Below are 17,678 nucleotides of genomic sequence, written 5' to 3' on the forward strand. Positions count from 1 at the left end.
TCGGGTTCTGGAAAGATGAGCGATAACACTGCTACACCGGCCGCCGTAACGCCTGCCGGCAAACCTTCCCGGCGCTGGCCGTTGCTGGTGGTCGGGCTGTGCCTGGTGGCCGGCGTGGCGGGCGGGCTCGGCTGGCTGATGCACAAACCCAAGCTGCCTGCGGCGGCACTGGCCAGCGACAAGCTCGGCCTGAGCCGCCCGGACGCGCTGCTGGAAACCCGTTCCCTGAGCCAGTTGCCCAAGGATTTGCTGACGGTGCCGTTCCTCAAGGCCACGCTCACCGAGGATTTCGTCTTCTATTACGAAACCCACGCCGACCGCCTCGGGCTGATCGGCAGTCTGCGGCGGATCATCTACGAGCATGATCTGAAGTTGCAGGACAGCCTGATCGAGCAACTCTTCGATCAACCGGCGGACGTGGCGTTATGGCGTGGCGCCGATGGTCGCCTGAAGGATTTTCTGCTGGTGATGGATCGTGGCGGTTTGGCCAAGCTGCTGGAGCCACTGGCGAAAGTCGCGCTGGATGATTCGCAACTGAGCGTCTTCAGCACCCTGAAAGTCGGCGGCGATGAAGTGCCGCTGTATCAACTGACCTACAACGCCAGCAAATCCCTGCTGTTCGCCTCCTACGGCGACAAAATGGTGGTGGTGTCCAATCCGTCGAAGCTCTACGAAACCGGTCATGGCCCGGTCGATGACCCCGGCATGGTCTCGACTGAATCCCTGGAAGCGTTGCTGACCGGGCAAAAACTGTTCCCTGAAGCCTTCGGTCTGCCGACCAAAGCCCCTGAAATCAAACAGCGTTTGTCGGTCAATTCCAGCGTCCTCGCCATGGGTTACCAGCGCTTCATCCCGAACTTCGCCGGGCTGCGTTTCGACATGGACGACAAGGGCTGGCACAGCTTCCTGGCCATGGATGAGCTGGACAATCAGCCGGACTTCGATTTCAAACCGGTCTGGCAAGCCATGCCGCTGGGCGCCAGTGCCTGCGTGACCTTGCCGGTGGCCGCCGAGCCGCAGAAACCGTTGCTGGTGAAACTCGGCGCCGAAGAAGCGGTGGCGCAGACACTCACCGAACACGTGGCCGGCGCGGCGGGCCTGTGCTGGTACGCCGATTCGCGGCTGTACACGCCGTTGCTGGTGGCCAGTCTGAAAGACGAGGACAGCGGCAAACTCGACGGCGATATCGGCACGTTGTTCGATTCGATGGTCGGTGCCTATGAAGGTAACGTCGACGAGCACGCGTTCCCGGTGGTGGAAAAACAGGAAGGCCAGAGTCACCTCTGGCAGCGTCAGGTCAGCTCCAACTTTGGCCCTTACGCGGCCAAGGATGCCGAGAACCCGGACGCGATCACCGGCAAGGCTTTCATGAAAGTCAGCCTGGCGCGCCACGGTTCGACGCTGCTGTTTTCCCTCGACGACAAACTGGTCGACAAGGCTCTCGGCACCCTCGACAAACGCTTCCCGCCGATGGCCGATGTGCTGCCCAAAGACGTGCTGATGCCGATCTACTTTGGTCCGGACTCGATGGCGCAACTGATGCAGCAGGAAACCCTCGACAGCCTGCCCCAGGACATGGAGCCGGTGTTCTACAACGCCGCGCAAACCTACCTGATCCCGAAACTGCGCACCCTCGGCGGCTACGGCAAATACGCCCTGACGTTGCCGGAAGGCAGCGAGCCTGACGGTCACTGGCAATGGCTGCCGCTGGAGTGGAAAGCGCTGTGACGGCACTGATCCGCAGCCTCGGCTTGCTCGCGCTGTTACTGAGCGCGGGTGCCCGAGCGGTCGAAGCGCCGGCGCTCGATCCTGCGCAGTCCCAGGTCTTTCGCGCCTGGTTCGTGCGCATCGCTCAGGAGCAGTTGAGCAAAGGCCCGAGCCCGCGCTGGTATCAGCAGGACTGCGCCGGGCTGGTGCGTTTCGCCGCCAACGAAGCGCTGAAAGTCCATGACGACAAATGGCTGCGCAGCAATGGCGTGTCCAACCGCTACCTGCCGCCGGAGCTGGCGTTGAGCGACGAGCAACGCAAGTTTGCCCAGCAATGGCAACAGGGCGGCGGCAAGGTCGGACCCTACGTCAATGCGATCAAACTGATTCAGTTCAACAGCCATCTGATCGGCCGCGACGTGTCTCAGGCACGGCCCGGCGATCTGATGTTTTTCGATCAGGGCGACGACCAGCACCTGATGATCTGGATGGGCCGTTACATCGCCTATCACACCGGCACGACCACCCCCACTGACAACGGCATGCGTTCGGCAAGCCTGCAGCAACTCATGACATGGAAGGACACCCGATGGATACCCGACGCAGCCAACCCCAACTTCATCGGCGTCTATCGACTGAACTTTCTCTCCCAATGACCGGTGCCCGCATGCTGCGTTTACTGCCTTTTCTGTTGCTGTTAGCCCTGCCGTTTTCGGCCGTGAATGCCGAAGACACTGTCGAGCCGAGCGGCTACACGCCGGTGTCCGGTGAAAGCTTTTTCCTGCTGGCCGACAGCAGTTTCGCCAGCGACGAACAGGCGGTGGTGCGTCTCGAAGCGCCGGGCCGTGACTACCGTCGTTTCCGCATGGAACCGTACGGCGGCGCCGACATTCGCGTGTACAAGATCGACAAGCCGCTGGACTTCCTCAAGCGCCAGAAGAACCTGCACCGCGTGGTCAGCGACGGCCAGTTCAAGGGCGAAGGCCTGTCGAACACCCTCGCGTACCTGTGGGACAACTGGTACCGCAAATCCCGTCGGGTGATGCAGCGTGCGTTCTCCTACGAATCGCGTCAGCAAGTCACCGAGGAAGTGCCGGAGCTGAAGATGGGCAACGCCATCGCCGCACCGACGCCGTATGACGCGCAGCCGCAGTTCGCCTTGATTCCGGGCCTGCCGGTGGTCAGCCAGTTCCGCTATCCGCTGTGGCAAGCCAAGCCGATCCAACCACCGGAAGGCGTGAATCTGGCCGGTTCTTCCAGCGAGTTCGTCAACGTCGCGCCGGGCAACGTCTACATCCCGCTGGGCAACCTGAAACCGGGCCTGTACCTGGTTGAAGCGCTGATCGGCAAGTACCGCGCGACCACCATGGTGTTCGTTTCCAACACCGTGGCGGTGAGCAAGATTGCCGGTGATGAATTGCTGGTGTGGGCCGCGCGCAAACACGAAGGCAGTTCGGTGCCGAAGGTCAATGTGCTATGGACCGACGGCCTCGGCGTGATGAGCAGCGGCGCCACCGATACCGATGGTTTGCTGCGCCTTAAACACGTCAGCCCGGAGCGTTCGTTCGTCATTGGCGAGGACGAAGAGGGCGGCGTGTTCGTCTCGGAAAACTTCTATTACGACAGCGAAATCTACGACACCAAACTCTACGCCTTCACCGACCGGCCGCTGTATCGCCCGGGTGATTGGGTGTCGCTGAAAATCGTCGGCCGCGAGTTCAAGAACGCGCGTGATTCGGTACTGCCGGGCGCGGCGGACGTCAATGTCAGTGTGCTTGATGCGACCGGCACCGAGTTGCAGCGGCTCGACCTGAAACTCGATTCGAAGGCCGGAACCCAGGGCCGTTTCCAGTTGCCGGACAACGCGGTGGCCGGTGGTTATGAGCTGCGTTTCAACTACAAGGATCAGGCCTACAGCAGCGCGTTCCGTGTGGCGGAGTACATCAAGCCGCACTTCGAAATCTCGCTGAATCTGGCCAAGCAGGATTACCGCACCGGCGAACCGGTGAAGGGCAGCCTGGTGCTGCTGTACCCGGACGGTAAACCAGTGGCCGACGCCAAACTGACCCTGAGCCTGCGCGCCCAGCAACTGTCGATGGTCGACAACGAGCTGCAATACCTCGGGCAATTCCCGGTGGAGCTGACCAGCACCGAACTGACCACCGACAGCAAGGGCAACGCGACCCTCGACCTGCCGGCCGCCGACAAACCGAGCCGCTACATGCTCACCGTGTTCGCCAGCGATGGTGCGGCGTATCGGGTCAAGACCACCAAGGAAATCCTCATCGACCGTGGTGCCGCCAGCTTCCGCCTGAGCGCGCCGCAGCGTTTCAGCGCGGTGGGCGACAAGGTCGCATTCAGCTACGCCAACGAGGGCGGCAGCGTGCAGGCTCAGGCCGTGGTGCCGAGCAGCTACAGCTGGGTGCGTCTGGAAGACCAGACCACCGGCGAAGGCAAACTGGCGGCGAAAGACAAAGGCTTCAGCGTGACGTTTGATCGTCCGGGGACCTACAACCTGTCGCTGAAGGATCAGTTCGGCCGGGTGCTCGGTGGCACCGGTCATTCGGTCACCGGCGACGGCGTCAAGGCTGTGCCGGGCACCGTGGAAATCGTCCTCGACAAACCCGAGTACAAGGCCGGCGACGAAGCACTGGCGCTGATCACGTTCCCGGAGCCGGTGAGCGATGCGCTGCTGTCGCTGGAGCGCGACAAGGTCGAAGCCACCGCGCTGCTGGCCAAGGGCGGCGACTGGCTGAAGCTGGAAAAACTCAGCGAAACCCAATACCGCGCACGCATCCCGGTGAAGGACAACTTCGCACCGAACCTGACGTTCTCCGTGCTCTACACCAAGGGCGGTCAGTACAGCTTCCAGAACGCCGGGATCAAGGTCGTCGCGCCGCAGATCGACGTGGCAATCAAGACTGACAAAGAGACCTATCAGCCGGGCGATACCGTGACGGTCGACCTGACCACGCAGTTCGCCGGCAAGGCAGTGCCGGCGCACCTGACAGTCAGCGTCGTGGATGAAATGGTCTACGCGTTGCAACCGGAAGTCGCGCCGACTATCGACCAGTTCTTCTATCACCCGCGCCGCAACAACGTGCGCACCAGCGCCAGCCTGTCGTTCATCAGTTACGACGTGGCATTGCCGGGCAGCCCCGGCGCACCGGGCAAGGCCAACCGCAGCGAACGCGGGGTGAAAGTGCTGGAGCGGCCGCGTCGCGAAGACGTCGACACCGCCGCGTGGCAGCCAGAGTTGCTGACCGATGCCGACGGCAAGACCCGTTTCACCTTCAAGATGCCGGACTCGCTGACCCGCTGGCGCATCACCGCGCGGGCGATCGCCGACGACGGTCAGGTCGGGCAGAAGAAGCAGTTCGTCCGCTCGGAAAAACCGCTGTACCTGAAGTGGAGCGGGCCGAGTAAATTCCGCAAGGGCGATCAGCCGCAACTCGGCGTGTTCGCGTTCAGTCAGGCCGAGAAACCGGTCAAGGCTGAGCTGGTGACGCACTACGCCGGCGCCGAACAGCGCCTGCCGGTGACCCTCAACAACGGCATCAACTACCTGCCGTTGCCGGCGTTTGCATTGGCTACCGGCGAGTGGACAGCCGAGCTGGTGCAGGATGGCAAGACCGCCGACGCCCTTGCTGTGCGCCTGACCGCGACCGGTGAAGGCTGGCAAGTGACGCAGACCCAGAGCCTCGACGTGGCCAGCGGCGACACGCCGTTGACTTTGCCGGCGGACGCCACCGACATTCGCCTGCGTCTGGATGACAGTCCGCAAGCGCTGTTCCGTTCGGCCCTCGACGATCTTCTCAACTATCCGTACGGCGGCGTCGAGCAGACCGCCAGTCGCTTGCTGCCGCTGAGCATCGCCTATCCGTCGCTGGCGTCGAGCCCGCAGATCCGCGATCGCTTGCGTCTGATCATGCAGAACAGCCGTCTGCGTCTGGTGCAAATGGCCGGGCCGTCGGCGAGCTTCACCTGGTGGGGCTTCGACGGCGAGCCGGATGCGTTCCTCACCGCTTACGCCTATTACGCCGACTGGAACGCCAGTCAGGTACTGGAACTGACCTTGCCGCCGGAGCACTGGCAGCGGGTACTGGAGGTCTACGCCAAGCAGGCGCCGAACACGCCGTTGCTGCAACGGGCGCTGATCCTGTCGTTCGCCAAGCAGATGCATCTGCCGGTCAACACGCTGCTCAGCGGCTTGATGGACGATCTGGCCAAGGCCGGTGAAGGCAATGCCGCGAACCTGATGGACGACGGTGAAGACAGTCTGGTGATGAGCGATCCGGATTCGGCGCTTGGTCTGGCGGCGGCGCGGATCCTGACCGCATCGCTGGCGACCCAGTCGAAAGTCGCTTTGCCGGATGCGTTCAATCGTCAGTTGGGCGCTGCGCAACAGCGCTTGTCGGTCAGTTCGCAGCCGTTTATCGAAGCGCTGAACCTGTCGCTGCAACCGTTCGATCAGGCTCGTGCGAACGCGCTGCTGCAACGCCTGTTGCCGCAGCAATCAACCCTCGAACGCGCGCTGGCGCTGACCTGGCTGCAACGCAGCATCGCTCAGGCGTCGCCGACCATCGCGCTGGCACCGGGCGAAGGCTGGAAGAAAAACTACGGCGCGACCGGCGAGATGTTCTGGACGTGGCAAGGTGCTGCGCCGGTGCCGAGCGTGTTGTCGGTGTCGGGTACTCAGGAGCGTCCGTTGCGTGCCGCGCTGAGCTTCCGGACCCAGCAACCGGCGGTTGATCCGATGGCGGTGACCATCACTCGTCGTCTGTCGCGTCTGGTGCCGGGTGACGAAGCCTTCACTTTCAAACTGGAGCCGGTCGGCACCAAGCCGCTGTCCAGCGACAGCCTGTACCTGGACGAGGTGATCCTCACCAGCAAGGCACCGAAACCGCTGCGCTACGGCATGCTTGAAGTGCCGCTGCCGCCGGGCGCGGATGTCGAGCGCACCACATGGGGCATCAAGTTGCAGGGCAAGGACGGCACTGAGCCGACCGCGCTGGAGAAGGCACGTTTCGAACCGGGCCAACTGGCCTACGCGGTGCCGGTGGATGCGCTGAGCGGTGAATTGCGTCTGCGCCATCTGGTGCGCTTCTCGCAGAAGGGCCAGTTCAACCTGCCGCCGGTGCGTTTCACTCAGGTCTACGCACCGCAGCACCAGGCCCAGGAAGCGAAAGCGGCCCTCGGTCAGGTCACGGTCAACTGACATGACCCGGCCGCTGCTGTGGCTACTGATGTGTGTGATTCCTGCGCTGGCGACGGCGCAGGATGAACCGTTGCGCGTGGCGTACAAGGGCGAATTGCTGTCGCTGAACACCACGCAACTGACCGCTCGCGAGCCGCTGCCGTCGTCTCTGGATACGCCTCTGGGCAGTCTGTGGAAGGTGTTTGTTTACGCGTGGCTGGTGGATACCGGTGCGCGGGAATCGGCGTATGAATGTCGCGGGCAGTCGAAGGAAGAAGTTTATTGCTGCACAGCGGGCGGGAAGATCGGGCGTGATCAGGCGCTGGTAAAATCCTGCGGGCTGTACTTCGAGCCGGCGCGGTTGGGCATTTCTTCTGCTGATTGGCGGACTTATTGGCAGGCACGGAAGGCGCCTTCATGGTTGCTGGATCTGCCTTCGGTACAACCGGCCACTCGGGTTTCTGTGGCTGAACTGCTGGGCGTTCTGGCTTTGCTGCCGGCTCAGGATCAGATGCGCCGGGTGCTGCTTGATGTCGTCTTGAATGCGGCGGACGGTAATGTCGTCGGTGAACTCGGCGGACGCTTGCGGGTGAAAACCTGGAGCTGGCTCGGCGATCAGGACTCTAAGTCACGCCAGGGTGGATTCGCCGGCTGGACGGCGGATGGTTCGCCGATCTGGGCCGGTGGCCGTGGTACCAGTCAGATGGTTCTGCGGCATTACGGCCCGGCGTTGGCGACGGTGTTGCCTTCTTCCTGGCCGGCGGAGGCGGGGCGATGCGTTGAGGTCGGACTGTTCTCGCGATATCCGGTTTCGCGGGTTCTGGCCGGAAATCGAGCGGTGACCTCCGGCCCGTTGCAGGGTGATTACCGCGTCGAATTCGCCAACGGCAATGCGCTGGATATCCACAGCGACGGCGAGCTTTTTCTGCTCAACGACAAACTGGTTGCTCGGCTGGATCGCGAAGAGTACGTCGCCCGTGTGCTGGAGCGTGAAGCCAGACCCGAACCCGCCGAAGCCGCCAAAGCCTTGGCTGTGGCAATCCGCACGTATCTGCTGCAGAACGCCACGCGTAACGGCGAATGTTTGAGCATCGACGACAGCAGTACACGCCAACGCGTCGCCCCGCGCCCTGCTTCCGCCGAATCCCGCAACATCGCCGCATGGACGGCGGATCTGGTGTTGGCCGGCAGCACCGTCACCTATCACTCCGATCAACCCGGCCCCGACAAACTCGCCTGGCAACAAGCCATCGAGCAAGCCAATGCCGGCCAGCGCTACGACGCGATTCTGCTCCACGCCTATCCCCGCGCCAGCCTTAGCCGTTGGGACAACCCGGTGGCGTCCTGCGAAGCGTTGCCCGCTGCGCAAGACTGGCTGCAAAAACAACGGCGCGGCTGGCGTCCGAGGCTGGAAAGCGAAACCGGCTACAACGAAGTCAGCACTTTCGCCGTCTGCAAACTCGCCTTCGGACGACCCTTCGTCGACCGCGAACGCCAGCGCATCTACGTGCGTGGCGTGCTGACTTTGCAGGACCGCCTCGACCTGACTCACGAATACCTGCACCTGGCCTTTGAAGCACACCCCAACGGCCAGGATGAAACCTATATCGAAGGGCTCGCCCGTCACCTTTTGCTGGAATAGACCATGACACTCCGTTATCCACAGGTCTTGCTGTTGCTCTGCGCGTTCAATGCATTGCCGATGGCGATGGCCGCCGACAGCGTCAAACTCGACACCCCGATCGGCGGCTGGCGCAGCGGCGCGCCTGAGGGCGAAGGCGAAAACTTCCGGCAGACCGTCAACTACCCGGCCTCCTCGGTGAACACCCCGGTCGGCCAGGCCAACACCGCGCGCATCAGCGGCGAAATCAAAGCCACGCCGAAAAGCAAAGAGCCCGGTCGGCTGATCGTCAACGGTGTGAGCATGCCGCTGAAAATCGATGACAGTGGTCGTTTCGACCGCCCGTTCTCGTTCCCCAACGGTAGCAACAGCGTCGAAGTCCGCAGCCCCGACGGCCAGCAACGCCACCGCACGCAATTCCTCAACGTCAGCGGCGGCGCCACCCCGGCCAAGCTGCGCGTGTTGCTGTCCTGGGACAGCGACGGTACCGACCTTGACCTGCACCTGGTCACACCGGACGGCGCCCACATCTGGTATGGCAACCGCGTCGCCCCCAATGGCGCGGCTTTGGATGTTGACGTGACCACCGGTTACGGCCCGGAAATCTTCGCCATGCCGGCGCCGATCAAGGGGCAGTATCTGGTGTATGTGAACTACTTCGGCGGTGGGTATCGCGGGGATGACGAAGGTGGGGAAGAGGCGGTGCAGCCGTTGACCACCGCGCAGGTGACCGTGATTACCGAGGAAGGGACGCCGAGCGAGAAGATGGAGACGTTCCTGGTGCCGATGCGGGCGGTGGGGGAGTTGACGTTGGTGAAGTCGTTCAGCTATCCCTGAACTACCGAATCATTTAGGAAAAACCCCGCACAGTGCATTGCCTTCATATCCGTGAACGATTGGTCCCAGCACCATGAATGGGCCACAAGCGTATAGCGGAGATGGCACTTCTTGCTCGGTGTTGAGCAGAACGGCTTCGTTTCCGAATTCGTCTTTGCCGAAGGATTGCTCGGAGTACGACGTGCACACCGGCAGCTTCAATGGCACCGGTACTACCAGCGCCCAGACAGTAATTCCGCACCATTCTCGGACGGGTGTCGATTTTGCTGTTCTGGTGATCTGTGGGGGAGTCGAGCGGTAGCTTTGTGCTCTGTAGGCGTCGGTTTGGAGTGTGGTTTTTTCAGGGAAAGAAACGCCTACTCCCACGCATGCTGTCAGGCTGAGGCATGCAGTCGTTGCCAGGGCAGCAGATGTCAGGCGTGAATTCATGAGGTGGGTTATCAATTTTGAAACGTCCTTGTGCAATATATTGTTCTTTGCTTTTCCGTGCCGGGTAACGGTGAAACTCTCCGCGTGGTCGATGTTTCTCGGGACTAAATAATGACCGCTGTCTTAACCCCAAAGGTTAGTGGGATCAGTACTCGTCACCGTTCCTCGATATGTCATCACTCGCCAACTCACGCTCGATTTGTTCGATGCTGGGCAGGCTGGTTTGAAGTTCTACCGGCAGAGACTCTACCAATTGGTATTCCGCCACTCCGATAGGGCGGGCGTTGTCACGTAGGGCATATTCAGCCACCACCTTATTCTTGCTTTTGCACAGCAGTAGACCAATGGTCGGGCTGTCCTGGGGGTGTTTGAGCTGTGCATCGACTGCGGTCAGATAAAAACTCAGTTGCCCCAAATGCTCGGGCTTGAATTTGCCAGCCTTGAGTTCTATCACCACGTAGCAACGGAGCTTGAGGTGATAAAACAGCAGATCGATAAAGAACTCGTCACCACCCACATCTAGCAGTACTTGCTGACCGACGAATGCAAAGCCTGCACCCAGTTCTAAGAGGAAATCAGTGACATGTTTGATTAGAGCGTTTTCAATTTCTCTTTCTTGGGCATCTACGGTCAGTCCGAGGAAATCGAAACGGTACGGGTCTTTCAGCGATTCGCGGGCCAAGTCGGAATGAGGTTTTGGCAGGTTGCTGTCGAAGTTACTGATTGCCTTGCCGCTTCGCTCCAGCAAGCGGGTCTCGATTTGCATTACCAGAATGCTGCGTGACCAGTTGTGCTCGATGGCCTGAGAGGCGTACCAGCAACGAGGTTCACGGGAGGACAGCTTGTCCAACAGCACCAGATTGTGGCCCCAAGGTAATTGTGCAGCAGCTTGTTGCACAAATTCTCTATCCGGCCACGCTTCAGCAAAAGCGCGCATATATTTCAGATTACGGGGGGAAAACCCTTTCATATCTGGAAAGGTTGCGAGCTAATCCTGAGCCAAGCGGTCGATTACCTTTGTACCCCAGCCTTGTTGTGCTTGCCGCGACAAAATATCGTGGCCGATCTCCCAGTAAAGAAGCACAAGCTCCCGATTGACCGCCAACGTTGCGCGTTGTTGAGCATCATGGATACGGCTCTTCAACTCGGTCAGCCAGACGCTGTAACCCTCGGGTTGTGCACTTAGACTAACAGGGGTGTGGCGCATGCTTTTTCCGCTTGGTTTCATCGGTGCGGCCTTGCAGATTTGCAGGCAGGGCCGAAGGTTAGCCAGCGTATTCCCCAGGCGCAAGCGGGACGGACTGCTCTAGGACATTTCCTTCGGCAGAAAGGGAGGCGGCTTACTTTTTCAGGAGTCGATGCGTTGCAGGAGAGCAGTCGCGGCACTGTCCATGCGAGATCAACAGCTTTTCTGATGGCATTAAAAAGCCGGCTTGTGGCCGGCTTCTCGGGGACTGGCTTGGTTTATTTTTGGTAAACCGCGCCAGCCTTCAAAACGTACACCCGGATCTTGCGTCCGGCTGTGGGACTTGGTCAGACAGTGGTCTGCCGCGTCAGGCGTCATCTGGGCCGCAGGGCGGTCGATGCGCGAATGTGGGGCGCAGGATACTGAGTTTTGCCGGGGATTCCCAGCCTGAAGTGCGGTTTAGAGCGACCGCAGCAGAACAAATTCGGGATTTGTACTGATTTTCCGGGCCTCATCGCCAGCCGGCGGGTTCCCACAACAGCAGCGACCTCAGAGAAACGGCACCACCGGCCGCCGTTTGCCCAGCGTCGACCACCAGAACACCCACCCCAATACATGAATCCTCTGCTCCTCGATCTGCGCTGCCCGGAAGATCTCGTCCGGGTATTCGGCGCTGTTGTGGCTGCGCAGGCGCAGGGCGTTGCCGGGCATGCGGTGCAGGTATTTGATGCGCAGCATGCCGTCGTGTTCGATGGCGTAGATTTCGCCGTCCACCACCTGGGTGAGGCCGCGGTCGATGGCGAGGGTGGAGCCGTCTTCGATCTTCTCGGCCATGCTGTTGCCGATCATGTGGGTACAGATGGCGTCGGTGTGGCGGATTTCCAGGGTTTCGAGGTGGCTGCGGGGCAGGCGGATGGTTTGCTCCGGGTCCTTGATGACATGGGTCTTGTCGGAGCCAGGGGCAGTCGGGGCTTCCTTGTAGAGCGGCAGTTCGATGTCGGTGGATTCGAGCACCGTATAGACGCCCTGAATCGCATGGGCATCCAGTGTGTCGCCGGCGGTGTACAGGTGCGGCGCTTCTTTCGGGCCTTCACCGGTTTTCAGCCATTGGCTGTTGACGGACAGCAGGCGCGCGACTTCTTCCATGCGGTACGCGGGTACGCCCCGGGTGTACCAGTTATGAACGTTTTGGGCTTCCGTGCCCCAGAACTTTGCGAATCCCGTGGTGGTGATATTCGCAGCTTCCAGGAGTGCCTTGAATCTTGGACCGCTAGTGTTCTTTCTCATAAACACGAGTCTACGGCCGGCCTAGAGCGGTTTGAATAAACCTGGCGTTCAAAATCGCGGCAAATTTTGCGACGGGATGTAAGACGTACTTGTGGGAAATTACACACACTAAAACTTTTCTGTAGGTCGCCATAAACAAGCTGTTTAAGCACCTATCGACCAGGCACAAAAAACCCCGGATCAACCGGGGTTTTCTTCAAGCGTGTCGCAGGTCGCGAAGCTTAGCCTTTGTAGGCAGCAACCGACTTGGTGATCGCTTCGCGGGCGGCGTCTGCACCGGCCCAGCCTTCGATTTTCACCCATTTGCCTTTTTCGAGATCTTTGTAGTTTGCGAAGAAGTGCTCGATCTGCTGGATCAGCAGGGCTGGCAGGTCGGTGTATTCCTTCACGTCCACGTACAGCTGGGACAGCTTGTCGTGTGGGACTGCGATGACTTTGGCATCGCCGCCGCCGTCGTCGGTCATGTTCAGGATGCCGACTGGACGAGCGCGGATCACCGAACCTGGGGCAACCGGGTAAGGGGTTACGACCAGCACGTCCAGGGGATCACCGTCGTCAGCCAGGGTGTTCGGGATGTAACCGTAGTTGGCCGGGTAGAACATCGGGGTGGCCATGAAACGGTCAACGAACAGGCAATCGCTGTCTTTGTCGATTTCGTATTTGATCGGCGCGTGGTTGGCCGGGATCTCGATCGCGACGTAGATGTCGTTCGGCAGGTCTTTGCCAGCCGGAATCTTGCTGTAGCTCATTGGGCGTTGCCCCCGTTAGTAGACCAAAACACTTGGCCGGATTGACCAAAAAGTGGCGGCGATTATAGGCATATTCCACCCGCGATGCCATGCACCGAAGGTCGTCCAGGCCTTACTCGTGTGCCTGATAGACCGGGTCCGTGGCCTGAAGTTGCTTCAGTCGTGCCAGTGGATCCTGTCGGTAGAAAAGCTGCAGCTGCGCATACACCTGTGGATAAGCCTCGTGCAGCAGATCCGGGGCGCTGAAAAAGTACTCGCTGGTGACGGCGAAGAATTCGGCCGGGTTCTCGGCGGCATACGGGTCGATGGCGGTTTCGGCGTCGGGATGGCGGTCGAGCTGGCGGTTGAGATCGTCGTAGGCCGCTTGCATCACCTGGGCCCAGTCGCTGACTCGCATGTCGGCATGCAGCGGCGGCAGGCCGTTGGCGTCGCCATTGAGCATGTCGAGTTTGTGCGCGAGTTCGTGGATCACCAGGTTGTAGCCTTCCCAGCCACCACTGGCCATCACCCCGGGCCAGGCGAGGATGATCGGCCCCTGCTGCCAGGCTTCACCACTGTGCTCGCCGTCCCATTCGTGCTCGACGCCACTGGCATCGCGATGGCGCTGGGGGCTGAGGAAGTCGTCGGGGTAGAGGACGATTTCGTGGAAACCCTGATACCAGTTCAGATCGCCCAGATGCAAAAGTGGCAATTGCGCCTGGGCCGCGAGCAGCAGGCGTTGTTCCTGATGCAACTCGACGCCGGGCAGGGCGGTCAGGTGTTTGTCTTCAAGGAACAGAACGCTGGCTTCGCGCAGCCACTGATCCTCCTCGGCGCTGATGCCGTCGAGAAAGGTCAGGTGGTGGCGCACCCGCTGCCACATATCATCGGCAATCGGGTGCTTTGCCAGGACGCGCCGGCGTCGCCAGGCGCTCAGCGACCACATCGACTTAGTTCGATTGGGCTTTGGCGCCGCCGAAACGACTGCGAACCACGCCAATGATCATTGGTACCAGCGACAGCAGGATGATGCCGACGACCAGCAGCGACAGGTTTTTCTTGATGAACGGTACGTTGCCGAAGAAGTAGCCCAACGTCACCAGACCTCCGACCCACAGGACGGTGCCGAACACGCTGAAACCGAAGAAACGCGCGTAAGGCATTTTTGCGACACCGGCGACGAACGGCGCAAAGGTGCGGATGATCGGCAGGAAGCGCGCCAGGGTTACGGTTTTGCCGCCGTGCTTGTCGTAGAAATTGTGGGTCTGTTGCAGATAGTCGCGGCGGAAGATCTTCGAGTTCGGATTGCTGAACAGTTTTTCGCCGGCCGTTCGTCCGATCACGTAGTTGGTGCTGTCACCGAGGATCGCCGCCAGCATCAGCAGGCCGCCCAGCAGCACCGGGTCCATGCCGCCACCTGCGGCAACAGCGCCGGCGATGAACAGCAGCGAATCACCCGGCAGGAATGGCATGACCACCAGGCCAGTCTCGCAAAAGATCACCAGAAACAGGATGGCGTAGATCCAGGTCCCATAGTTGTTCACCAGCATGTCGAGATAGACATCGAGATGCAGGATGAGGTCGATCGGGTTGAAATCCATGTGGGCACCTGTGGTGACGGCCCGACTCGGCAGGCCTGTGCGGATGATTCGGTGTAAGCCTACAAGCGGGTGTAGTTTTTCTTACAAGCCGGAAAGCTCAGGATTATACGAGCTGATAGGTGAAAAGCGCGTTGGTTTTGTAGCGGGGCGTTTCGAGGGGGGAACGAGGCGCCAGCCTTGGTGGCGAGGAGGTTTGCTCCTTCGCCACGATGGCCGGCTTGCGCATTGTTAGAAAAAATCAGAGTTCGTCGCTGATCGGCAGCACGTAGTTCTTGAACTCGGTGTCTTCCTTGAACCCGATGGATTCGTAGGTTTTCTGCGCCACTTCGTTGTTGCTGCTGGTGGATACGCGCATACGCACGGCCTGGGTTTCCTTGGCCATTCTCTTCGCGGTGCGGATCAGGTTGTCGGCGACCAGCTGGCGGCGGGCGTCTTCGGCGACGTAGATGTCGTTGAGGATCCACACACGCTTGAGCGACAGCGAGGAAAAGCTCGGGTAGAGCTGACAGAACCCCATCAGCTTCTTGTCGTCGTCATCGGCCAGGGCCAGGTAAATGACCGATTCCTTGCGCCGCAGGCGTTTTTCAAGGAATGCCCGGGACGAGTCCGGATAGGGCAGGGAACCGTAGAACTCGCGATATTTGACGAACAGCGGGGCCAGCAGGTCCAGGTGTTCGAGGGTCGCTTGAATAATCCGCATGATAGGTCTCGTCTTCAAGTGGCTGTCTTCAACTGCTCTGACGGCGATGGGAAACCCGTGCGGCCGTGCATCGATCCTGCCTGAAACCGGCGCAGAAACGCAATGCGGAAACGGTTCAGGCTGGGGGCGGATCGAGTAGGAAATTACTCTTCATATCTGCACCGGCTTCCGATTCCAGCGTCTGAACCTGCGCTTCGTCCTTCAGATTGACGCCCGACAGCTGTCGCCGACAGGCTTCACGCATCAGATACAGCAAGCGATGGGCCGCCATGCCATAGCTGAGGCCCTCCAGCCGCACATTGGAGATGCAATTGCGGTAGGCATCCGTGAGGCCGACCTTAGGATTGTAGGTGAAATATAAACCGAGGCTGTCCGGCGAGCTGAGGCCGGGGCGCTCTCCGATCAGCATCACGACCATTTTGGCGCCCAGCAACTGGCCGATTTCATCGCCAACCGCCACTCGGCCCTGCTCTACCAGCACTACCGGCGCGGTCGACCATTCGTCGGCGACCATTTGTTCTTCCAGACGGGTGAGAAACGGCAGGGTATGCCGATGCACCGCCAGTGCCGAGAGGCCGTCGGCCACGACGATCACCAGATCCACGCCGCCCGGATGCGCCAAGGCGTATTCACGCAGGGTATGCGCCGATTGATCGCTCAATTTGCGCCCCAGATCCGGACGTTGCAGGTAACTGTTGCGATCCGCAGCCGCGCTGTGCAGCAGCAGGCTGTCACGCTGGCGTTCGCCCAGTTGGGTACTGAGTCCGGCGTGGTCGAAGGGTAAATGCACCGCATCACGGGCCTGAGCGTGGGCGAACTGGAAATCCAGCTGTGCGCGGGTCGGCAGGCTGGTGCCGGTGCGGCCGAGGGCGATCCGCGCCGGGGTCAGGCGGCGCAGCTCAAGCCAGGGGTTCTGTGGATCGACGGGCGGTTTTTCCATCTGACTCATCCCAGTTGCGCCAACGCCTGGCGGAAGGCCGGCGGCAGGTTGTTGCCAAAGCGGACCTTGCCGTCCGCCTGGGTGAAGATGCCCATGTTCGCCAGCCACTGTTCGAACTCAGGGGCCGGTTTCAGGCCCAGGGTCTGACGCGCGTAGAGGGCGTCGTGGAACGAAGTGGTCTGGTAGTTGAGCATGATGTCGTCGGAGCCGGGGATGCCCATGATGAAATTGATCCCCGCCACGCCCAGCAGGGTCAGCAGGGTGTCCATGTCGTCCTGGTCGGCTTCGGCGTGGTTGGTGTAGCAGATGTCGCAGCCCATCGGCACGCCGAGCAGCTTGCCGCAGAAGTGGTCTTCGAGGCCGGCGCGGATGATCTGTTTGCCGTTGTAGAGGTATTCCGGGCCGATGAATCCTACGACGGTGTTCACCAGAAACGGTTTGAAATGGCGCGCCACGGCGTAGGCCCGGGTTTCGCAGGTCTGTTGATCGACGCCGTGGTGGGCGTTGGCCGACAGCGCGCTGCCCTGGCCGGTCTCGAAATACATCAGATTCTGCCCAAGCGTGCCCCGATTGAGGCTCAGCCCGGCGTCATAGCCTTCCTGCAAGATATTCAGGTTGATGCCGAAACTGGCATTGGCCGCTTCGGTGCCGGCAATCGACTGGAACACCAGATCCAGCGGTACACCACGGTTGATCGCCTCTATAGACGTGGTGACATGGGTCAGCACGCAGGCCTGGGTCGGAATGTCGTAGCGCTGGATGATCGCGTCGAGCATTTCCAGCATCGCGCAGATCGAGGCGATGCTGTCGGTGGCCGGGTTGATGCCGATCATGGCGTCGCCGTTGCCGTACAGCAGGCCGTCGAGAATGCTCGCGGCGATGCCGGACGGTTCGTCGGTCGGGTGATTGGGTTGCAGCCTTGTGGATAACCGCCCGCGCAGGCCGAGGGTGCCTCGGAATTTCGTGACGACGCGGATTTTCTGCGCCACCAGCACCAGATCCTGCACGCGCATGATCTTCGACACAGCGGCGACCATTTCCGGCGTCAGGCCAGGGGCCAGGGCACGCAGGCTGGACTCGTCGGCCGCTTCGCTCAGCAGCCAGTCGCGGAAGCCGCCAACGGTGAGATGGCTGACGACCGCGAAGGCCTGCTTGTCGTGGCTGTCGATGATCAGTCGGGTGACTTCATCGGATTCGTAAGGAATCAGTGCTTCCTGCAGGAAATGTGTCAGCGGGATGTCGGCCAGCGCCATTTGCGCGGCGACTCGCTCGCCATCGTTGAGCGCAGCGACGCCGGCCAGGAAATCCCCGGAACGCGCCGGGCTGGCCTTGGCCATCACGTCTTTCAGGCTGTCGAAGCGATAGGTCTGGGCGCCGACGGTATGGGCAAATGCGGCCATTTGGCGCGTTCCTCCTGAATGAATGCTTTTAGTGCAGGCACCGAG

General features: G+C 60.9%; 13 protein-coding genes and 1 pseudogene. 5 read left to right on the top strand and 9 right to left on the bottom strand.

Features of this window, described 5'->3' with window-relative positions:
* Nucleotides 1–15 precede the first annotated feature (15 nt).
* From AC07VV_RS23305 to AC07VV_RS23325, 5 genes are read left to right on the top strand one after another with little or no spacing between them, the layout of a single operon-like run.
* Nucleotides 16–1,728, top strand: a complete 1,713-nt coding sequence (locus AC07VV_RS23305) for a DUF2138 domain-containing protein (protein WP_495037585.1) — start codon at nucleotides 16–18, stop codon at nucleotides 1,726–1,728.
* Nucleotides 1,698–2,363 (top strand): DUF1175 domain-containing protein, encoded by a 666-nt coding sequence (locus tag AC07VV_RS23310; protein WP_170931650.1) that lies wholly within the window; start codon nucleotides 1,698–1,700, stop codon nucleotides 2,361–2,363. The genes AC07VV_RS23305 and AC07VV_RS23310 overlap by 31 nt, the downstream gene beginning before the upstream one ends.
* Nucleotides 2,360–6,925, top strand: a complete 4,566-nt coding sequence (locus tag AC07VV_RS23315; protein ID WP_495037586.1) for an alpha-2-macroglobulin family protein — start codon at nucleotides 2,360–2,362, stop codon at nucleotides 6,923–6,925. The genes AC07VV_RS23310 and AC07VV_RS23315 overlap by 4 nt, the downstream gene beginning before the upstream one ends.
* Nucleotide 6,926: 1 nt before the next feature.
* The gene (locus tag AC07VV_RS23320) at nucleotides 6,927–8,546 is read left to right on the top strand and encodes a DUF2300 domain-containing protein (protein ID WP_495037587.1); all 1,620 of its coding nucleotides are present in this window, start codon (nucleotides 6,927–6,929) and stop codon (nucleotides 8,544–8,546) included.
* 3 nt (nucleotides 8,547–8,549) lie between these two features.
* Entirely contained in the window at nucleotides 8,550–9,362 is an 813-nt protein-coding gene (locus AC07VV_RS23325; RefSeq protein ID WP_495037588.1) for a YfaP family protein, read from the top strand.
* Nucleotides 9,363–9,371: 9 nt separating this feature from the next.
* On the opposite strand, the gene AC07VV_RS23330 is transcribed toward AC07VV_RS23325, so the two are convergent.
* From AC07VV_RS23330 to AC07VV_RS23370, 9 genes and pseudogenes are all read right to left on the bottom strand, one after another.
* On the bottom strand, nucleotides 9,372–9,827 hold the full coding sequence (locus AC07VV_RS23330) for a hypothetical protein (protein ID WP_495037589.1): 456 nt from the start codon (nucleotides 9,825–9,827) through the stop codon (nucleotides 9,372–9,374).
* Between the two features lie 109 nt (nucleotides 9,828–9,936).
* Nucleotides 9,937–10,998, bottom strand: a pseudogene (locus AC07VV_RS23335) (PDDEXK nuclease domain-containing protein).
* A gap of 528 nt (nucleotides 10,999–11,526) precedes the next feature.
* Entirely contained in the window at nucleotides 11,527–12,264 is a 738-nt protein-coding gene (locus tag AC07VV_RS23340) for a S24 family peptidase (RefSeq protein WP_495037590.1), read from the bottom strand.
* Between the two features lie 221 nt (nucleotides 12,265–12,485).
* Nucleotides 12,486–13,013, bottom strand: a complete 528-nt coding sequence (gene ppa, locus AC07VV_RS23345) for an inorganic diphosphatase (RefSeq protein ID WP_007990564.1) — start codon at nucleotides 13,011–13,013, stop codon at nucleotides 12,486–12,488.
* 112 nt (nucleotides 13,014–13,125) lie between these two features.
* The gene (locus tag AC07VV_RS23350; protein ID WP_495037591.1) at nucleotides 13,126–13,938 is read right to left on the bottom strand and encodes a M90 family metallopeptidase; all 813 of its coding nucleotides are present in this window, start codon (nucleotides 13,936–13,938) and stop codon (nucleotides 13,126–13,128) included.
* A 4-nt stretch (nucleotides 13,939–13,942) separates the two neighbouring features.
* The gene (locus tag AC07VV_RS23355; protein ID WP_495037592.1) at nucleotides 13,943–14,593 is read right to left on the bottom strand and encodes a DedA family protein; all 651 of its coding nucleotides are present in this window, start codon (nucleotides 14,591–14,593) and stop codon (nucleotides 13,943–13,945) included.
* A gap of 238 nt (nucleotides 14,594–14,831) precedes the next feature.
* Nucleotides 14,832–15,293: a GNAT family N-acetyltransferase gene (locus AC07VV_RS23360; protein ID WP_096820770.1), complete on the bottom strand. Its 462-nt coding sequence runs from the start codon at nucleotides 15,291–15,293 to the stop codon at nucleotides 14,832–14,834.
* Nucleotides 15,294–15,408: 115 nt separating this feature from the next.
* Nucleotides 15,409–16,242 (bottom strand): ethanolamine ammonia-lyase subunit EutC, encoded by an 834-nt coding sequence (gene eutC, locus AC07VV_RS23365; RefSeq protein WP_495037593.1) that lies wholly within the window; start codon nucleotides 16,240–16,242, stop codon nucleotides 15,409–15,411.
* A complete protein-coding gene (locus AC07VV_RS23370; RefSeq protein WP_495037594.1) occupies nucleotides 16,239–17,633 on the bottom strand; it encodes an ethanolamine ammonia-lyase subunit EutB in 1,395 nt (464 codons plus the stop codon). The genes eutC and AC07VV_RS23370 overlap by 4 nt, the downstream gene beginning before the upstream one ends.
* Between the last annotated feature and the right edge of the window lie 45 nt (nucleotides 17,634–17,678).

It is taken from the genome of Pseudomonas sp. GW821-FHT02C04 (assembly GCF_059421845.1).

Bases quoted from the DNA above. Each gene is read 5' to 3' on its own strand.
- AC07VV_RS23305 (WP_495037585.1), top strand. From the start codon at position 16: ATGAGCGATAACACTGCTACACCGGCCGCCGTAACGCCTGCCGGCAAA.
- AC07VV_RS23350 (WP_495037591.1), bottom strand. From the start codon at position 13,938: ATGTGGTCGCTGAGCGCCTGGCGACGCCGGCGCGTCCTGGCAAAGCAC.
- AC07VV_RS23355 (WP_495037592.1), bottom strand. From the start codon at position 14,593: ATGGATTTCAACCCGATCGACCTCATCCTGCATCTCGATGTCTATCTC.
- AC07VV_RS23360 (WP_096820770.1), bottom strand. From the start codon at position 15,293: ATGCGGATTATTCAAGCGACCCTCGAACACCTGGACCTGCTGGCCCCG.
- AC07VV_RS23310 (WP_170931650.1), top strand. From the start codon at position 1,698: ATGGCTGCCGCTGGAGTGGAAAGCGCTGTGACGGCACTGATCCGCAGC.
- AC07VV_RS23320 (WP_495037587.1), top strand. From the start codon at position 6,927: ATGACCCGGCCGCTGCTGTGGCTACTGATGTGTGTGATTCCTGCGCTG.
- AC07VV_RS23315 (WP_495037586.1), top strand. From the start codon at position 2,360: ATGACCGGTGCCCGCATGCTGCGTTTACTGCCTTTTCTGTTGCTGTTA.
- AC07VV_RS23325 (WP_495037588.1), top strand. From the start codon at position 8,550: ATGACACTCCGTTATCCACAGGTCTTGCTGTTGCTCTGCGCGTTCAAT.
- AC07VV_RS23370 (WP_495037594.1), bottom strand. From the start codon at position 17,633: ATGGCCGCATTTGCCCATACCGTCGGCGCCCAGACCTATCGCTTCGAC.
- eutC (WP_495037593.1), bottom strand. From the start codon at position 16,242: ATGAGTCAGATGGAAAAACCGCCCGTCGATCCACAGAACCCCTGGCTT.
- ppa (WP_007990564.1), bottom strand. From the start codon at position 13,013: ATGAGCTACAGCAAGATTCCGGCTGGCAAAGACCTGCCGAACGACATC.
- AC07VV_RS23340 (WP_495037590.1), bottom strand. From the start codon at position 12,264: ATGAGAAAGAACACTAGCGGTCCAAGATTCAAGGCACTCCTGGAAGCT.